The organism is Actinophytocola glycyrrhizae (genome assembly GCF_042653545.1).
GTDB lineage: Bacteria > Actinomycetota > Actinomycetes > Mycobacteriales > Pseudonocardiaceae > Actinophytocola > Actinophytocola glycyrrhizae.
The window spans coordinates 1-15,389 of the sequence record NZ_JBHSIS010000008.1; the positions used below are offsets into that span (position 1 = coordinate 1).

17 protein-coding genes and 1 tRNA gene are annotated in these 15,389 nt (G+C 70.0%); 11 read left to right on the forward strand and 7 right to left on the reverse strand.

Annotated features, from left to right (window positions below):
* Positions 1-146: 146 nt before the first annotated feature.
* A complete protein-coding gene (locus ACFPCV_RS18490) occupies positions 147-605 on the reverse strand; it encodes a pyridoxamine 5'-phosphate oxidase family protein (RefSeq protein WP_378057467.1) in 459 nt (152 codons plus the stop codon).
* Positions 606-755: 150 nt separating this feature from the next.
* On the opposite strand from ACFPCV_RS18490, the gene ACFPCV_RS18495 reads away from it, so the two are divergent.
* Positions 756-1,454 carry a peptidylprolyl isomerase gene (locus ACFPCV_RS18495; protein ID WP_378057741.1) on the forward strand — a complete coding sequence of 233 codons (699 nt, stop codon included), beginning with the start codon at positions 756-758 and terminating at the stop codon, positions 1,452-1,454.
* A gap of 207 nt (positions 1,455-1,661) precedes the next feature.
* Here the strand turns inward: ACFPCV_RS18495 and ACFPCV_RS18500 are convergent, their stop codons facing one another.
* Complete coding sequence (locus ACFPCV_RS18500; protein WP_378057468.1) at positions 1,662-2,471, reverse strand: NAD(P)H-binding protein; 810 nt, start codon at positions 2,469-2,471, stop codon at positions 1,662-1,664.
* Positions 2,472-2,685: 214 nt separating this feature from the next.
* On the opposite strand from ACFPCV_RS18500, the gene ACFPCV_RS18505 reads away from it, so the two are divergent.
* Positions 2,686-2,756, forward strand: a tRNA-Cys gene (locus ACFPCV_RS18505).
* Here the strand turns inward: ACFPCV_RS18505 and ACFPCV_RS18510 are convergent.
* Positions 2,757-3,512 carry an isocitrate lyase/PEP mutase family protein gene (locus ACFPCV_RS18510; protein ID WP_378057469.1) on the reverse strand — a complete coding sequence of 252 codons (756 nt, stop codon included), beginning with the start codon at positions 3,510-3,512 and terminating at the stop codon, positions 2,757-2,759.
* A 77-nt stretch (positions 3,513-3,589) separates the two neighbouring features.
* Between ACFPCV_RS18510 and ACFPCV_RS18515 the strand changes: the two genes are divergently transcribed.
* Positions 3,590-3,922 carry a plasmid stabilization protein gene (locus ACFPCV_RS18515; protein ID WP_378057470.1) on the forward strand — a complete coding sequence of 111 codons (333 nt, stop codon included), beginning with the start codon at positions 3,590-3,592 and terminating at the stop codon, positions 3,920-3,922.
* A gap of 23 nt (positions 3,923-3,945) precedes the next feature.
* Here the strand turns inward: ACFPCV_RS18515 and ACFPCV_RS18520 are convergent, their stop codons facing one another.
* Positions 3,946-4,236: an iron-sulfur cluster biosynthesis family protein gene (locus ACFPCV_RS18520; RefSeq protein WP_378057471.1), complete on the reverse strand. Its 291-nt coding sequence runs from the start codon at positions 4,234-4,236 to the stop codon at positions 3,946-3,948.
* Between the two features lie 187 nt (positions 4,237-4,423).
* On the opposite strand from ACFPCV_RS18520, the gene ACFPCV_RS18525 reads away from it, so the two are divergent.
* Both ACFPCV_RS18525 and ACFPCV_RS18530 read left to right on the forward strand, forming a co-directional pair.
* A complete protein-coding gene (locus ACFPCV_RS18525) occupies positions 4,424-4,846 on the forward strand; it encodes an ATP-binding protein (RefSeq protein WP_378057472.1) in 423 nt (140 codons plus the stop codon).
* Positions 4,843-5,655, forward strand: a complete 813-nt coding sequence (locus ACFPCV_RS18530; RefSeq protein WP_378057473.1) for an RNA polymerase sigma factor SigF — start codon at positions 4,843-4,845, stop codon at positions 5,653-5,655. The genes ACFPCV_RS18525 and ACFPCV_RS18530 overlap by 4 nt, the downstream gene beginning before the upstream one ends.
* 274 nt (positions 5,656-5,929) lie before the next feature.
* Here ACFPCV_RS18530 and ku read toward each other — a convergent pair whose 3' ends face one another.
* Both ku and ACFPCV_RS18540 read right to left on the reverse strand, forming a co-directional pair.
* Positions 5,930-6,805 carry a non-homologous end joining protein Ku gene (gene ku / locus ACFPCV_RS18535; RefSeq protein WP_378057474.1) on the reverse strand — a complete coding sequence of 292 codons (876 nt, stop codon included), beginning with the start codon at positions 6,803-6,805 and terminating at the stop codon, positions 5,930-5,932.
* A gap of 61 nt (positions 6,806-6,866) precedes the next feature.
* Entirely contained in the window at positions 6,867-7,202 is a 336-nt protein-coding gene (locus tag ACFPCV_RS18540) for a hypothetical protein (RefSeq protein WP_378057475.1), read from the reverse strand.
* A 110-nt stretch (positions 7,203-7,312) separates the two neighbouring features.
* Between ACFPCV_RS18540 and ACFPCV_RS18545 the strand changes: the two genes are divergently transcribed.
* The 5 genes from ACFPCV_RS18545 to ACFPCV_RS18565 all read left to right on the forward strand — a co-directional run bounded on the left by ACFPCV_RS18545 (position 7,313) and on the right by ACFPCV_RS18565 (position 13,737).
* Positions 7,313-8,332, forward strand: a complete 1,020-nt coding sequence (locus tag ACFPCV_RS18545) for a LacI family DNA-binding transcriptional regulator (RefSeq protein WP_378057476.1) — start codon at positions 7,313-7,315, stop codon at positions 8,330-8,332.
* Between the two features lie 523 nt (positions 8,333-8,855).
* Positions 8,856-10,223, forward strand: coding sequence for an ABC transporter substrate-binding protein (locus tag ACFPCV_RS18550; protein ID WP_378057477.1), 1,368 nt, complete (start codon positions 8,856-8,858; stop codon positions 10,221-10,223).
* A 2-nt stretch (positions 10,224-10,225) separates the two neighbouring features.
* Positions 10,226-11,170 carry a carbohydrate ABC transporter permease gene (locus ACFPCV_RS18555; RefSeq protein WP_378057478.1) on the forward strand — a complete coding sequence of 315 codons (945 nt, stop codon included), beginning with the start codon at positions 10,226-10,228 and terminating at the stop codon, positions 11,168-11,170.
* Positions 11,167-12,048: a carbohydrate ABC transporter permease gene (locus tag ACFPCV_RS18560; protein WP_378057479.1), complete on the forward strand. Its 882-nt coding sequence runs from the start codon at positions 11,167-11,169 to the stop codon at positions 12,046-12,048. The genes ACFPCV_RS18555 and ACFPCV_RS18560 overlap by 4 nt, the downstream gene beginning before the upstream one ends.
* 81 nt (positions 12,049-12,129) lie before the next feature.
* On the forward strand, positions 12,130-13,737 hold the full coding sequence (locus tag ACFPCV_RS18565; RefSeq protein WP_378057480.1) for a glycoside hydrolase family 13 protein: 1,608 nt from the start codon (positions 12,130-12,132) through the stop codon (positions 13,735-13,737).
* Between the two features lie 3 nt (positions 13,738-13,740).
* Here the strand turns inward: ACFPCV_RS18565 and ACFPCV_RS18570 are convergent, their stop codons facing one another.
* Complete coding sequence (locus ACFPCV_RS18570) at positions 13,741-14,415, reverse strand: SDR family oxidoreductase (protein WP_378057481.1); 675 nt, start codon at positions 14,413-14,415, stop codon at positions 13,741-13,743.
* 69 nt (positions 14,416-14,484) lie between these two features.
* On the opposite strand from ACFPCV_RS18570, the gene ACFPCV_RS18575 reads away from it, so the two are divergent.
* Positions 14,485-15,312, forward strand: coding sequence for a LysR family transcriptional regulator (locus ACFPCV_RS18575; protein WP_378057482.1), 828 nt, complete (start codon positions 14,485-14,487; stop codon positions 15,310-15,312).
* Positions 15,313-15,389 lie beyond the last annotated feature (77 nt).

The window sequence follows — 15,389 nt, forward strand, 5'->3', positions numbered from 1 at the left end:
CAGACAAGATTTTCACCCCCAGCAGGACGTCCTCGCCAGAGGACACCGACGACTGAACGCGCCTTTCAGGGCCCCTGCCTGCGCAACCCTGACGGTGGCGCAGGCCCACCCCGCACCCGGACCGATCCGACCGCCCACGTACACAACTAGAGCGTGATCCGCAGGCGCCTGTCCACCGGCGCGTCCGGGTCCAGGATGTAGTGCGCGGCAACGGATGCGCGGTAAAGGCGCAGCCGGGCGTCGCCGGTCACCCGGTCGGCGCCCCACTCGCCGATCCCCTCCCGCACCGCCACGCGGGAGAAGACCCCGATCCCCTCCTCGACGGCGGCGCTGTCATCGACCCGTGCCGCAGTGCCCGTCATGTAGACGGCGTTCACGTTCCCCGGCCGCTGGGTGGAGTCGTAGACGACCACCGAGATCTCCGGCCGCACAGCGAGGTTTCGTGAGTGCTGCGCGTCGGGTGCCGAGACCCAGTACAGCGACCGGTGGTCCTCGGTCGCGAACCACACGGGCGTCGCCCACGGCACGCCGTCGGCGTCCGAGGTGGCCATCGTCATGAACGAGCTGCCGTCGAGAATCGCGCGCGCGATGTCGGATCCGGTCACCCGGCGCAGCGTAACGAGGTCGGCAGGACGACACGGCCCGCGAGCGGCGCGTCTCGGCCCTGGTGCCCGCGACGCGCCGCGGCCTAGACTGCTGCGCCCCTGCGAAGAGGAGGACCAGTGGTCAGGAAGTTCACGATCGCGGCAGGCGCCATGCTGATCGCCGCCGCGAGCCTGGTGGTGACGGCCCCGACCGGCGCCGCGACCACCGCCACCGGAGACGGGTCCACCCACGGCCCGTGCCAGTACACGACGACCCCGGACGAGCCGGCCGCCCGGCCGGTGCCGCTGCCACCCGATCCGGCACGCACCCCCGACCGCGGCAAGGTCCGGGTGGACGTGCGCACCAACCAGGGCGCGCTGCCGCTCACCCTGGACCGCGCGGCGGCGCCGTGCACCGTGCAGAGCTTCGTGCACCTGGCGAAGTGGCGCTTCTACGACCGGACGACGTGCCACCGGCTGACGACCTACCCCACGCTCGAGGTCCTGCAGTGCGGCGACCCGAGCGGCACCGGCTCCGGCGGGCCGGGCTACCGGTACGCCGACGAACTACCGGTCGACCTGGCACCCGCGCCGAACGACCCGACCGGCGAGCGGAAGGTCTACCCGCGCGGCACCCTGGCGATGGCGAACGCGGGCCCGGACACCAACGGCAGTCAGTTCTTCCTCGTCTACGGCAACGCCTACCTGCGCCCGAACTACACGATCTTCGGCACGATCGGCGCCGAGGGCCTCGCGACCCTGGACAAGGTCGCGGCCGAGGGCGTCGCGCCGACGCCGGAGGACCCGGCACCGGTCGACGGCGCACCGGCGCTGCGGACCGATCTGAAGAAGGTCAAGGCCCGCTGCTGACCCCTGCGCTACCGGGGGCCGGCCGCCGGCCCCCGGTAGCCAGCCTGCCACGGACCACCGACATTCCTCACGGCCGCGGACGGGGTGACCACCGGGTTGTCCACAGGTCACCCCGTTGTCCACAGCCCACCGCGATGACGTCCGCCGGTGTCGGTGCCCCGCACCACGCTGGAAACCGGGGGCCGGCGGCCGCCCCGGCGCGGCCGTTCAGCGGAAGTCCGCCGCGTGGTCGGTCGCCCACTGCGCGAACGTGCGCGCAGGCTTGCCGGTGACCTCCTCGACCGTGCCCGTCACCGTCTCCGGCTCGTCGACCAGCGACGCCCAGTAGGCGAGACCGCCATCGAGGAAGTCCTGGTCCCATCCCCGCGCCAGCATCGACGCCCGCGCCCGCGCCACCGGCAACTCCTCCCACCGCACGTCCCGCCCGACGGCGGCGCCCAGCGTGCGCACCTGCTCCACCTGCGTCAACGTCTCCGGTCCGGTCAGCTCGTAGGCCGCGCCGACGTGCGACGGCGAGGTCAGCGCGGTCACTGCCACGTCAGCGATGTCCCGCTCGTGGATCAGCGACCTGCCCGCGCCGCCGTACACCCAGCGCACCACCCCGGCACGCACCTGGTCCGCCCACTCCAGCGTGTTCGTCGCGAAGCCGCCCGCACGCAGGAACGTCCAGCCGACACCGCTGTCGCGCAGCAGCCTCTCGATCCGCGCGTGGAACAGCGGCGAGTCGTCGGACACGCCGCGCGCGGACAGGAACACGACGTGCGACACCCGCTCCGCGAGCGCGGACACGACCGGTGGCGCGTCGTCGGCGTTCGTGAACGGCCACAGCAGGAACACCCGGTCGACGCCGTCGAGCAGCTCGGGCACGTCCGTGATCCCGCCGGGCACCACCGGCACCCCACCGGGAACCCGGGACGGTGTGCGGGTAACCGCCCGCACGGGCTCTCCCGAGGCCACGAGTCCCGCCACCACATGCCTGCCGACGTTGCCGGTCGCGCCGGTCACCAGAATCGTCATGGTCAGCGACGGTATGACCTCCAGTTATGTCGAGGTCAAAGGTCTGGTCCACATGCTGGGAGCCAAGGAACCCCGAACGTGTCGTTGGACGAGCGGCCGAGGAGTCGGGGAAGGACAAGGAGCCCGCGCGCGCACAGCGGTTTCCCACGTCGTGGGAGCCGTTGTGCTGGGTGGCCGCGTGCTGGCAACCTTGTTGGCAGCACACGGTTTCACTGGCGAAGTGGCCGAGAGGACAGGCAGAGGCCTGCAAAGCCTTGTACACGGGTTCGAATCCCGTCTTCGTCTCTACAGTCCCTGGATCTGTTGCACGGTGGGGACTTCACGCGGCGGCGGCACGCCGTCGCGGACCGCTTCGACGGTCTCGAGCGCCGCGCCGAGCGCGGCTCGGAACAGCAGGGAGCCGGTGCTCACGCGCCGCACCCCGAGCCCGCGCGCGGTGCCGACCGACAGCCTGCCCGGCTGGTACAACAGGTTCACCGGCACACCCGCGGCCGCCACGAGTGCCTCGATCTCGGCGCCGTCGATCATGCCGGGCACGAACACCCCGTCCGCACCGGCGTCCACGTACGCGCGCACGCGGTCGAGCGTGCCTGCTCGTTCGGTGTCCAGCCAGTGGGTGTCGGTGCGGGCGTTGACGAACAGCCCGCTCTCCCCCATCGCCGCGACGAGCCGGGCGTGGTGCGCGGGGTCGGTCAGCCCGCGGTTCTCGCGCCCGTCCTCGATGTTGACCCCGGCGATGCCCAGCGCGGCCAGCTCGTGCCCCAGCTCCCGCACCGCACCGGGGTCGGCACCGAAACCGCCCTCGACGTCCACCGACACCGGTACCGGCAGTCCGGCGAGCCGGGCGGCGAGCGCCATCGTCGCCTCCCGCGACAGCCCCAGCCCGTCCCGCAGGCCGGCACCCGCGGCCACACCGAGGCTGGTGGTGCCGACCGCTGGGAAGCCGGCCCGCACCAGCGCGGCCGCCGACGCGACGTCCCATGCGTTCGGCAGAAGGAGGAAGTCGTCGTGGAGGGCACGGAACTCGTCGGCACGCGTCATGCGGCCCACCGTAGGGCGGTAACGATTCGGCGGCGGCCGAAGTGGGTACTCCCAGGTGAGAAGCCTGAAAGGAGTGGATGATGCCGCAGTCGTGGAGCAACAAGCGCGAACGTCAGTACGAGCACATCAAGGAAGGCCAGGAGGAGCAGGGCCGCAGTGCGGGCCGGGCCAAGGAGATCGCGGCGCGGACGGTGAACAAGAACCGCGCGCAGTCCGGCGAGTCGCGGTCGGCGAGCCGGTCGTCGGTGAAGGACAAGTCGCCGCAGAAGCGTGGTGGCGAGCGGTCCGGCAACCGCAAAGGACCGGGCGGGCCGACCAGGGACCAGCTCTACAACGAGGCCAAGAAGAAGAACATCAAAGGTCGTTCTTCCATGACCAAGAAAGAACTGCAGAACGCCCTGGGCCGGTGACCCGCCCGGTCCTCTGTGGATCCTCAGGCCTGCTCGAGGACCGCGAAGCTCAACTGCCCTTCGGCGTCCGGCTGGACGTCGAGGACCTTGTCCGACAGGTAGTTGGCCGCTTCCTGTTCAAGGAAGACGTGCGCGCCTTCGTTCGCCGTGACGACCTCGTCGCCCTCGGCGGGCGCGGGCGCCACCGAGAGCGCGAGCGCGGCCTGCGAGTCGGAACTCGCCTGCATGGCGAACCTGAGTCCGCCTTCCTGGTTGCCACCCTGAGCGGTCAGCGCACTGATCGCCTCGGCAGCCGCTTCCGTTACCGCCAACATGTGTTTGGCTCCCTCGTTTCGACGGCTTGCCAGCCCCACGTTATGCGGCCACACACCCGTGCGCCAAACGGGGTAGTCGGCGGGGTGTGTTGAGCAGGGCCGAAAGACCCGATACGGTGTTGACGCGCGGTCACGAAGCGGCCCGAACTCCTGTGTTTCTGCTCAAGATTGTGGGTACTCCGGGTACATGTTCGAGGGAACCGAGGACGGCAGTCCAGAAGAGATCGAGCTGCGAATCGGCGCCGTGCTCACCAACCTCCCGATCATCCGGTCGCTGGCCGCAAGCATCGCGATGCGCGCCGACTTCGACCTGGACTCGATCGCCGACCTGCGTCTCGCGGTCGATGAGGCGTGCTCGACGCTGATCACCCAGGGCGCGCCGCAAGCCGTCCTGACGTGCTGTTTCCGGGTCAGCGACGACGAGATCCGGTTCGTGGTGGCCGTTCCGTCCACAAGCGACGCGAAGCCGAGCAGCGACTCGTTCGGCTGGCGCGTGCTGTCCACGCTGACCGACCACACCGCCACGTGGGTCGATGGCCCTGACGACGCCGACACGCATCTGGTCCACATCGAGTTGGCCAAGCGCAGGACGGAAGGGCTTCCCGGGTGACCGGGACGCAGAGCTCACGCGCCAGAGACCAGCACAGTTCGGCCACCGGCTACGAACACCTGACCCCGAAGTTCGACGAGATGGCGGGGCTGCCGGAGGACGACCCAAGGCGCGCGGAACTACGGAACGAGCTGGTCACGGGCCACCTGCCCCTCGCGGAGCACATCGCCGCCCGGTTCTCCAACCGCGGCGTCCCCCGCGAGGATCTGGTGCAGGTGGCGACCCTGGGCCTGATCAACGCGGTCGACCGCTTCCAGCCCGATCGCGGCACCGACTTCCTGTCCTTCGCCGTGCCGACGGTGATGGGCGAGGTCCGTCGCCACTTCCGCGACGCGAGCTGGTCCATGCACGTGCCGAGGCGGCTCAAGGAGCTGAACCTCGCCATCAACGCGGCCAGCGCGGAGCTGTCGCAGCGCCTTGGCCGGGCACCGACGCCCAGTGAGCTGGGCAAGCACCTGGACCTGTCACCCGAGCAGGTGTACGAGGGTCTCGAGGCGGGCAACGCGTACCACTCGATGTCGCTGGACGAGGCCCTGTCCCCGGACTCGGACTCCGACCCGCTCGGCGACACACTCGGGCAACCCGACGAGGCCCTCACGGGCGTCGAGAACTACGAGTCCCTGCGACCGCTGATCGAGTCCCTGCCGGAACGCGAACGCCAGATCCTGACGTTGCGGTTCTTCCGGCACATGACGCAGACGCAGATCGCCGAGCGCATCGGCATCTCGCAGATGCACGTGTCGCGGCTCCTGTCGCGCACGCTCGAACAGCTACGCCAGGGCCTGCTGGCCGACCCGGAAGCCAGGTAACCGGCCCCTCTGGGCGTACGAACGGTCCATTCGTACGCCAGGGGGACCCCCGGTTTTCACACTACCGCCGAGCACCGACATTTCCGCCCGGCCCGCATGCCACCGGCTTCGCAGGCCCCTTCAGGGTGCCCGCCTCGCGGCAGGCGCGCGGGCCGCGAGGCGGGGCCGACGGGCACACCGGCGTGCCCTGCAAGGGCCCATCGGACGGTGTCGATGCCGTGGGAGTGCGGACAGGGACACCCCTGCCGCACTCCCACGACGTCGGCCAGGCCCTTCAGCTCTTGGTCGTCTCGCGGTTCTTCTTCGCGGCCTTGCGGGCGGTCTCCTTCGCCTGCTCAGCCGCCGCCTCCGCGGTGCGGGCCTCCTCGACGCGCTGGTGTGGCATCCGCTTGTCGGCGAGGGTCGTGCGCAGTGCGCTCAGCAGGTCGGCGGCGCCCTCGCGCTGCGACCCGGCGGCGGGCTGGACCAGTTCGTTGCCGTCGATCTTGGCCTGTACGAGTGCGCGCAGCGCCGCGCGGTAGCCGTCGGTGTAGTGGGCCGGGGTGAACTTCTCCGTCAGGCCCTCGACGAGGTCCGTCGCGGCGCGGATCTCGCGTTCGCTGACCTCGACGTCCTGGTACAGGAACGGGAAGTCCGGGGTGCGGACCTCTTCTGGCCACAGCATCGTCTCGAGCACCAGCACCTGGTCGCGGACCCGCACCACGCCGAGGCTCTCCCGCTGCCGCAGTGCGATCTTGACCACCGCCACGCGGCCGGACCGGCGCAGCGCCTCGGCCAGCAGCACGTACGACTTCACCCCGGCGGGCTCCGGCTCCAGGTGGTAGGTCCGCGCGAAGTAGATCGGGTCGATCTCCTCCACCTGCGCGAACGCCTGCACCTCCATCGCACGCGACGCCGAGAGCGGCAGGCCAGCCAGGTCGTCGTCGGTGAGCACCACCGTCTCGCCGCCCGGCAGCACGTAGCCGCGCGCCAGTTCGGACAGGTCCACCTCGGCGCCGTCGACCTCGCACACCCTGCGGTGCCGCACCCGCCCGCCGTCGGTCACGTGCACGTGGTGCAGGCCGGTCCCCCGCTCCTCCGTGGCGCCGTACGCCTTCACCGGGATGTTCGCGAGACCCAACCTGATCGTGCCGTTCCAGACGCTTCGCATAGGACGAACCTCCCAATCGCGGACTACCCTCATTCTAGTCCGCGAAAGTGGCCCTGACCAGCTAAAAGCGCGTTTCATTCGCAACGGATTCGAACAGTTGTCCACCCGCGTCGAGCGCGTCGGCGGCGTGTTCGGACGCGGCCGCGGCGGCCCGCAGGACCTCGACGAGCGCGGCCCGGTCCGCGGTCAGCGGGCCCCGCGCCAACCGGGTGGCGAGGCCGTCCAGCGCGGCGGAGATGTCACGCTGCGCGCCGACGAGGTGACCGGCGGTCTCCGGCAGGTCGGCGACGGGCGTTTCGGCCTCCGCGATGGCCCGCGCGCACGTGGCGAGGTGCGCGGTCACGACGGTGGCGGGCAACGCGGGCTCAGCCAACCCGACCACCTCCTCGCCGGGCATCGTGCCATCCCGTCCGGCCCACTCCGGACAGGACACTCCGGCGCACCGGGGAACCGGACATTCCGCAAACCAGCGCAAGCCTTTGCAAGTGTTGTCCTAGACTTGCAACCATGGCGCAACGACGTCTCTCCGAGGTAGCCAAGAAGGTCGGGGTCAGCGAGGCGACCGTGAGCCGCGTGCTCAACGGGAAACCGGGTGTCTCCGAGTCGACGCGGCAGGCCGTGCTCACCGCGCTGGACGTGCTCGGCTACGAGCGGCCGACGCAGCTGCGCGGCGAACGGGCGCGGCTCGTCGGGCTGGTGCTGCCCGAGCTGCAGAACCCGATCTTCCCGGCGCTCGCGGACGTGGTGGGCAGCGCGCTGGCACAGCAGGGGTTCACGCCGGTTCTGTGCACCTGCACGGGAGGCGTGTCCGAGCCGGACTACGTCGAGTTGCTGCTCGCGCAGCAGGTGTCCGGGGTGGTGTTCGCCGGCGGCAGCCACGCCGAGGACGACGCGAACCACGAGCACCACTACGAGCTGGTGCGACGCAAGCTGCCGGTGGTGCTGGTGAACGCGTCGATCGACCTGGACTACCCGGTCGTGTCGTGCGACGACGCGGTGGCTGTCGAGCAGGCGTTCGGGCACCTGGTCGCACTGGGCCACGAGCGGATCGGCATGGTGCTCGGCCCGCGTGACCACATCCCGTCGCGGCGGAAGCTGGCCGCGTTCCGGGCGTGCGCCGACCGGGTCGGGCTGACGGTCGACGAGCACACGATCGGCCACACCATGTTCTCCGTGGAGGGCGGCCAGGCGGTCGGGACCCGGTTGGTGCAGAACGGGATCACGGGGTTGATCTGCGCGAGCGACCCGCTGGCACTCGGCGTGATCCGCGCCGTGCGGCGGCTCGGGATGAACACGCCGGAGGACGTCTCGGTGATCGGGTACGACGACTCGGCGCTGATGACGTGCACCGACCCGCCGCTCACGACGGTCAGGCAGCCGATCGAGGCGATGGGCCGGGCCGCGGTCGAGTTGCTGGCGGCGCTGATCGCGGGCAACGAGGTCTCGATGGAGGAGTTGCTGTTCGAGCCGGAGCTGGTGGTCCGCGCGTCGGCGGCACCCGCCCGCACGAAGACCGCCGTGCGGTGACCACGGCGCGCTGACCACAGCGTGATGACCGAAAGGCGCTGACCGAAAGGCGCTGACCGAAAGCGCCGGGGCGGCCTCCGGCCCCCTCGAACCACGCTACCGGACGGCACCGACAGAACCGGGTTCGTCCGCGGCCGCCTGTGGACAACCCGTTGGGCTGTCGACAGGTCCGCCCCGATGTCGGCGCCTCGCTCTACGCTGGAAACCGGGGGCCGGCGGCCGCCCTCCCCCGCCTCGCCCACGAGCGCGACCACCCCTTTCTTGCCGAAACCGGCTCCGAAGCCGGGACCTCGCCGTGCCCATGACCGGTTCAGCGGCGTGAACGCAACCCCGCCGTCACCCATCCGAGACCCCACCACCAGTAGGCAGAGTCAGATTTTTTCAGATCTCTGTCGAACTATTGCAAGTATCAGTTCGGGAGACCTATGGTGTTGCTCACCAATTTCCTACGGGTCCCACCCCAGCTACCCGAGACACGGGCCGGTCCCCGACGGCGGCTCGTCGACGGAGGGTTACGACAACCATGAACACACTCACGCGCAGGGCGTTCGGCCTGGTGCTGGCCGCGGGCCTGGGCGTCAGCCTGGTCGCCTGCGGCGAGGACAGCGGCGAAGGCAGCGCGAACGGCAAGGTCACCATCACCGTGAACGGGCAGCCGCCGAAGACGCAGCCGTTCGAGCGGAAGATCTTCGACGAGGACGTCGCCGAGTTCGAGCGGACGCACGAGAACATCGACATCCAGCCCCGCGAGGGGTTCATGGACCCCAAGACCTTCAACTCGAAGCTCGCGGGCGGCCAGCTGGAGGACGTCTTCTACGTCTACCTCACCGACCCGGCGAACCTGATCGCGCGCCGCCAGGCCGCGGACATCTCCGCCTACGTCAAGGACGTGCCGCACTACGACGAGCTGCAGCCGGAGCTGAAGGAGATCTTCACCTCCGACGGCAAGGTCTACGGCCTGCCGACCGCCAACTACTCGATGGGCCTGCTGTACAACCGCAAGCTCTTCACCGAAGCCGGGCTGGACCCCGACCAGCCGCCCGCCACCTGGCCCGAGGTCAGGGCGGCCGCCAAGAAGATCACCGCGCTCGGCGACAACACGGTCGGCTTCGCCGAGTACAGCAAGAACAACCAGGGCGGCTGGCACTTCACCACCTGGATGTACTCCGCAGGCGGTGACATCGCCAGGCAGGACGGCGACAAGTGGGTCGCGGACTTCAACAACGCCAAGGGCAAGGAGGTCGCGCAGGCGCTGCACGACATGCGCTGGACCGACGACACCATGGGCGACAAGCAGCTGCTGGTGATCGAGGACGTCCAGCGGATGATGGGCGCGGGCCAGCTCGGCATGTACATCGCCGCGCCGGACAACGTGCCCGTGCTGGTCAACCAGTTCAAGGGCGACTACGCCGACTACGGCCTGGCCCCGCTGCCCGGCGGCAACGGAACCCTCGTCGGCGGCGAAGGGTACATGATCAACCCGAAGGCCACGCCGGAGAAGATCAGGGCCGGGCTGGAGTGGATCTCCTGGAAGTACCTGAACCCGGACCGCATGGAGGCCGACCTCAAGCGGTACGCCGAACAGGACCAGCCGATCGGCCTGCCGACCTCGCCGCCCGCCGGTTCCTCCGACGTCTGGACCGGCGACCTGCGTGAGCAGCAAGGCACCCTGCGCGCCGAGTACGCGACGATGCCGGTCGAGAACTACCAGCCCTACGTCGACGGCCTCACCGACCTCGACAAGAAGATCGAGCCGCCGAACGCGCAGCAGGTGTACGCGGCACTCGACAACGTGATGCAGGGCGTGCTCACCAACAAAGACGCCGACATCGACACGTTGTTGTCGGACGCGGAAAGCAAGGTCAACGCCGCGCTGGCGCAGGTCAAGTAACCGTGTCCAGCACCGCCGTGCTCGCGCCGGACGTCGAGAGGCGTCCGGCGCGAGCGCCGCGCCGCCCGGCACCGGCCCGCGTCCGCCGCCTGATCGGCGAGAACCTCACCGCGTACGGGTTCCTGTGCGGCGCGCTGGTGTGCTTCGCCCTCTTCTCGTGGTACCCGATCGTCCGCGGGGTCCTGCTCAGCTTCCAGCAGGTCAACTTCGTGACGCCAGCCGAGTGGGTCGGCTGGCAGAACTTCCAGACCCTGTTCGCCGACCCGCTGTTCGGCATCGCGTGGCGGAACACGCTGCTGTTCACCGGGCTGGCGCTGGTCGTCGGGTTCGCGGTGCCGTTCGCCGTGGCGATCGTGCTGAACGAGCTGCGGCACATGAAGGCGTACTTCCGGCTCGTGGTCTACCTGCCCGTGATGCTGCCGCCGGTGGTCGTCGCGATCCTCTGGAAGTGGTTCTACGACCCGGGTCCCGGGCTGTTCAACAGCATGCTGCGGATGGTCGGGCTGCCGCCGCTGGCGTGGCTCAACTCGGCCGACACGTCGATGCTGTCGCTCGTGCTCGTGGCGACGTGGGCGGCCATGGGCTCGGCGACCCTGATCTACCTCGCCGCGCTGCAGACGATCCCCGGTGAGCTGTACGAGGCGGCCGAGCTGGACGGCGCGAATTTGTGGCAGCGGCTGCGGCACGTCACGATCCCGCAGACCCGGTTCGTGCTGCTGATCATGATGCTGATGCAGATCGTGGCCACCATGCAGGTGTTCACCGAACCGTACGTGATGACCGGCGGCGGGCCGGAGGACTCCACGGTCACCGTGCTGCTCCTGCTGTACCGCTACGCCTTCACCTACAACGACTTCGGCACCGCCAGCGCGCTCAGCCTGCTGCTGTTCGTCGCGCTCGGCGCGTTCTCCGCGCTGTACCTGAGACTGACCAGGACGAAGGGGTGACCACAGTGGAGCGGACGCTGATCTCCCCGTGGGCGCTGAGGAAACGCCGGGGCAAACTCCTCTACTGGCTGGTGTTCGCGCTCGTGATCACGGTGTTCACGGTCGCGTTCGTGGTCCCGCTGCTCTGGATGGTGCTCGGCGCCATGAAGACCGCGCCGGAGCTGGCGCGCAACCCGCCGACGCTGCTGCCCGAGTCGTTCGGCGCGGAGGCGTACACCGAGGCGTGGACCTTCATGGACCTCGCCAAGTACTTCACGAACACGGTGATCGTCGCGGCGGGCGCGTGGCTGATCCAGCTCGCGGTGCAGGTGCCCGCCGCGTACGCGTTGTCGAAGTTGCGGCCGGCACTGGGGAAGTGGATCCTGGCGCTGATGCTGGCGACGTTGATGCTGCCCGCCTCCGCGCTGCTCGTGCCGACCTACCTGGCGATCACCGAGGTGCCGATCGTCGAGGTGAACCTGGTCAACTCGCCCGCCGCGATCTGGCTCCCCGCGGCGGCGAACGCGTTCAACATCTACCTGCTCAAACGGTTCTTCGACCAGATCCCGACCGAACTGCTCGACGCGGCGCGGATCGACGGCGCGGGCAGCGTCACCACCATGTGGCGGATCGTGCTGCCGCTGTCGCGGCCGATCATCGCCGTGGTGTCCATCTTCTCGATCGTGGCGGCGTGGAAGGACTTCATCTGGCCGCTCCTGGTCCTGCAGGACCCGGAGATCCAGACGCTGTCGGTCGCACTGCAACGGTTCGAGCCGGACACGCCGATCAACCTGATGCTGGCGGGCCTCGTGCTCGCGAGCATCCCGATGGTCGTCGCGTTCCTGATCTTCCAACGGCAAATCCTGGCCGGTCTCACGGCCGGCAGCATCAAGGGGTGAGTGAGTGAACGGAGCTTGCGGAGTGAACCATCGGACACAGGGCGAACGCGAGCGGCGCCACGGAGCCCGCGAGGGGGCGGCATGAGCGACAACTGGTGGCGGGGTGCCGCCATCTACCAGGTCTACGTGCGCAGCTTCGCGGACGGCGACGGCGACGGGACCGGTGACCTCGCCGGGGTGCGGTCCCGCCTGCCCTACCTCGCCGACCTCGGCATCGACGCGATCTGGTTCAACCCGTGGTATCCATCGCCGATGGACGACGGCGGCTACGACGTGTCGGACTACCGCGACATCGAGCCGGTGTTCGGGTCGCTCGCCGAGGCGGAGAAGCTGATCGAGGAGGCCCACGACCTGGGCATCCGGATCATCATCGACATCGTCCCGAACCACTGCTCGGACGTGCACCCGTGGTTCACCGCCGCGCTCGCCGCCGGGCCGGGGTCGCAGGAGCGGGAGCGGTTCTGGTTCCGCGACGGCCAGGGCGAGCACGGCGAACTGCCGCCGACCAACTGGCAGTCGCGGTTCGGCGGCCCGGCGTGGACGCGAATCACCGAACCCGACGGAACGCCAGGCCAGTGGTTCCTGCACCTGTACAGCTCGCGGCAGCCGGACCTGAACTGGACGAACCCGCAGGTGCACGCGGAGTTCGCCGACATCCTGCGGTTCTGGTTCGACCGCGGCGTCGACGGGTTCCGCATCGACGTGGCCGACGGCCTGGTCAAGGAGGACGGCCTGCCCGACGTCGACGACCCGGCGGGCCGCCTGCCGTACTCCGACCTGGACGGCGTGCACGAGATCTACCGGGAGTGGCGCAAGATCGCCGACTCCTACGACGACAGGCGCGTGTTCGTCGGCGAGATGTGGCTGCCGGATCCGCACCGGTTCGCCATGTACCTGCGGCCCGACGAGCTCCACTCCGCGTTCAACTTCGACTTCCTGTCCTGCCCGTGGGACGCGAAACGGCTGCGGGAGGTCGTCGACGCGACGCTCGCCGCGCACGCACCGGTCGACGCGCCCGCGACGTGGGTGCTGTCCAACCACGACGTGACCAGGCACGTCACCCGCTACGGCCGCGCCGACACGTCGTTCTCGTTCGCCGACCGGCAGCACCAGGCACCGACCGACCGCGAGCTGGGCCGGCGTCGGGCCCGTGCGGCCGCGCTCCTGACGCTCGCCTTGCCTGGTGGCGTGTACATCTACCAGGGCGAGGAGCTCGGTCTGTCCGAAGTGGAGGAGCTGGCCGACGAGGTGCGCCAGGACCCGGTGTTCCGGCGCACCAAGGGCGCCGACATCGGCCGCGACGGCTGCCGGGTGCCGCTGCCGTGGTCGGGCACCGAGTCGCCGTACGGGTTCAACACCACCGGCACCGCGCCGTGGCTGCCGCAGCCCGGCGACTGGGCGGCGTCCACTGTGGAGGCACAGGCGGGTGACCCGGTGTCGATGCTGGAGCTGTACCGGTCGGCGCTGAAGATCCGGCACACCGAGCCGGGCCTCGGCGACGGGCCGATGACCTGGCTCGACGTGCCGGAAGGCGTGCTGGCCTTCTCCCGTGACGACCGGTTCGCCTGTGTCGTCAACCTGGCCGGGTCGGCGGTGCCGCTGCCGCCGCACACCGAGGTCCTGCTCGCGAGCGGGCCGCTCGACGGGCCCGGACTGCCGACGGACACGGCGGTGTGGCTGCGGACGTAGGACTCACCAGGCGATGGGCCCGTCCTCGTCGTAGAAGCCCCCGGTGGGGCCGCCGTCGTCCAGGGTCGCCAGCGTCACCGCGGCGTTGGCGCCCTGGGCGGCGGTGCGGTACCCGCTGTGGTTGTTGAGGTCGGTGGCGCAGTAACCGGGGCAGGCCGCGTTGATCCTGATGTCCGGCTCGGCCTTGGCGTAGGAGAGGGTGACGGCGTTCAGAGCGGTCTTGGACGGCACGTAGGCCAGCGAGTTGGGCGTGTCGTTGGCGAGCATGCTGGCGAGCGACCCGACCATGCTGGACACGTTGACGATCCGGGCGTGCGCCGACTTCCGGAGCAGCGGCAGGAACGCCTCGGTCACGGTGATGACGCCGAAGACGTTTGTCTCGAACACGTCGCGGATCACGCCGAGGTCGGCCTCGCCCGGCGCGTTCATGCGCCCGCCGGTGATGCCCGCGTTGTTGACGAGCACGTCGAGCCGGTCGATGGTCTCGGCGGCCCGCCGAACGGACTCCGCGTCGGTCACGTCGAGCGCGACGAACCGCGCGCCGACGTCGGCGGCGGCCTTCTCCCCTTTCTCGGGGTCCCGCGCCCCGAGGTAGACGGTCATGCCCTCGGCGAGGAGCCGCTTCACGATCTCGAGGCCGATGCCCTTGTTGGCCCCGGTCACCAGTGCTGTGGTCATGACTCCAGAGTTCCCGCAGGTCAGGGCGCGGTCCAACACTCGTTGGGTGGGAATCGATACTCTGGCGGTATGGATTCGCGGGAGCTGCGTTACTTCGTCGCTGTCGCCGAGGAGCTGAACTTCGGGCGGGCGGCGACGAAGCTGGGGATCGCGCAGCCACCCCTGTCCCGGGCCGTCCAGCAGTTGGAGCGGAGGTTGGGGGTCACGCTGTTCGAACGCACCAGCCGTCAGGTCTCGCTGACCCCTGCGGGTGAGGTCCTCCTGCACGAGGGCCGCCGCGCACTGACCGCGTTGACCGCGGCGGAACGGCGTGCGCGGCGAGCGGGGACCCGCCTGGTCCTCGCGATGAAACCGGACAGCGACGGTGGCCTGATGGAGAAGATCCTGGCCGAGTACGCGGCGAGCCCGGAGCCCGTCGAGGTGGAGGTGCACATCTGCGGCATCGGCCAGCAGGCCCGCCTGCTCCGCGAGGGCGAGGCCGACGCGGCCCTGCTGCGCTTCCCGCACGACGACACCGAGGGCTTCGCGTACGAGGAGTTGCTGGGCGAGCAGGAGGTGGCCGTCCTACCCCGCACCCACCGCCTGGCCGACCGCCCGTCGCTGACACTCGCGGACCTGCGCGACGAGCAGTTCCCGCAGTGGCCGGGCAGCCCGCCGAACGGCGGCCCGCTGGTCCGCGACCCCGCGCAGCTGATGCAGCTCGTCGCGCTGGGCCGCACCATCGCGCTGCTGCCCGCGTCGGTCCGGCACCACCTGCGCAGCGACCTGGTGACCGTCCCCGTCACCGAAGCCCCGACCTCGACACTGGCGATCGCCTGGCAGGAGGACTCCCGCTCGAAACCCCTGGCCGCCCTCATCCAGGCGGCCACGAGATGCGCGGACGGCGGACGAGCCTGACGGACTACCCCGGCCGTCCACTCCGCGGCGACGCCGAAGTGTCCGCGGAACCGGGCCAGGAAACGGCCGGACGAGAA